At 57.3% G+C, this 1605-nt stretch carries 1 other annotated feature (cut by a window edge).

Features of this window, described 5'->3' with window-relative positions:
• Nucleotides 1–1547 (bottom strand) — a sequence feature (mutual gap in cmsearch alignment for this rRNA model is longer than 100); it reaches 1490 nt to the left of the window's first position.
• Nucleotides 1548–1605: the final 58 nt, after the last annotated feature.

Raw genomic sequence — 1605 nt, 5'->3', positions numbered from 1 at the left:
CAGGTTCAGCGTTGGCGCTTCAAAGCGGGTACGGGAATATCAACCCGTTGTCCATCGACTACGCCTGTCGGCCTCGCCTTAGGTCCCGACTTACCCTGGGCAGATCAGCTTGACCCAGGAACCCTTGGTCAATCGGCGCAAGAGTTTCCCACTCTTGTATCGCTACTCATGCCTGCATTCTCACTCGTATACCGTCCACGACTCGATTCCTCGGCCGCTTCACCCGGCACACGACGCTCCCCTACCCATCACAGCAGGCGTTGGCCCTATATGCTGCAATGACACGACTTCGGTGGTGTGCTTGAGCCCCGCTACATTGTCGGCGCGGAATCACTTGACCAGTGAGCTATTACGCACTCTTTCAAGGGTGGCTGCTTCTAAGCCAACCTCCTGGTTGTCTCTGCGACTCCACATCCTTTCCCACTTAGCACACGCTTAGGGACCTTAGTCGGTGTTCTGGGCTGTTTCCCTCTCGACCATGGAGCTTATCCCCCACAGTCTCACTGCCACGCTCTCACTTACCGGCATTCGGAGTTTGGCTAAGGTCAGTAACCCGGTAAGGCCCATCGCCTATCCAGTGCTCTACCTCCGGCAAGAAACACGTGACGCTGCACCTAAATGCATTTCGGGGAGAACCAGCTATCACGGAGTTTGATTGGCCTTTCACCCCTAACCACAGGTCATCCCCCAGGTTTTCAACCCTGGTGGGTTCGGTCCTCCACACGGTCTTACCCGCGCTTCAACCTGCCCATGGCTAGATCACTCCGCTTCGGGTCTTGGGCATGCAACTCAACCGCCCTATTCGGACTCGCTTTCGCTACGGCTACCCCACACGGGTTAACCTCGCTACACACCGCAAACTCGCAGGCTCATTCTTCAAAAGGCACGCAGTCACGGCCCACCAGCAAGCTGATGAACGACGCTCCCACGGCTTGTAGGCACACGGTTTCAGGTACTATTTCACTCCGCTCCCGCGGTACTTTTCACCATTCCCTCACGGTACTATCCGCTATCGGTCACTAGGGAATATTTAGGCTTAGCGGGTGGTCCCGCCAGATTCACACGGGATTTCTCGGGCCCCGTGCTACTTGGGAGTTCTTCAAACGAGCCGTACAGATTTCGTCTACGGGGGTCTTACCCTCTACGCCGGACCTTTCGCATGTCCTTCGACTACCCATACGGTTTCTGACTCGCCGACCGGCCGGCAGACCGATCAAGAAAAATCCCACGACCCCCTGAGCGCAACCCCTGCCGGGTCTCACACGCTCAAGGTTTAGCCTCATCCGGTTTCGCTCGCCACTACTCCCGGAATCACGGTTGTTTTCTCTTCCTGCGGGTACTGAGATGTTTCACTTCCCCGCGTTCCCTCCACACTGCCTATGTGTTCAGCAGCGGGTGACAGCCCATGACGACTGCCGGGTTTCCCCATTCGGACACCCCCGGATCAAAGCTCGGTTGACAGCTCCCCGGGGCCTATCGCGGCCTCCCACGTCCTTCATCGGTTCCTAGTGCCAAGGCATCCACCGTGCGCCCTTAAAAACTTGGCCACAGATGCTCGCGTCCACTGTGCAGTTCTCAAACAACGACCAGTCACACACCCTCGAC

The sequence above is a fragment of the Kitasatospora sp. NPDC048298 genome (genome assembly GCF_043201465.1).
In the GTDB taxonomy this organism is placed as follows: Bacteria; Actinomycetota; Actinomycetes; order Streptomycetales; family Streptomycetaceae; genus Kitasatospora.
This window is presented reverse-complemented; position numbering and strand designations above follow the sequence as displayed.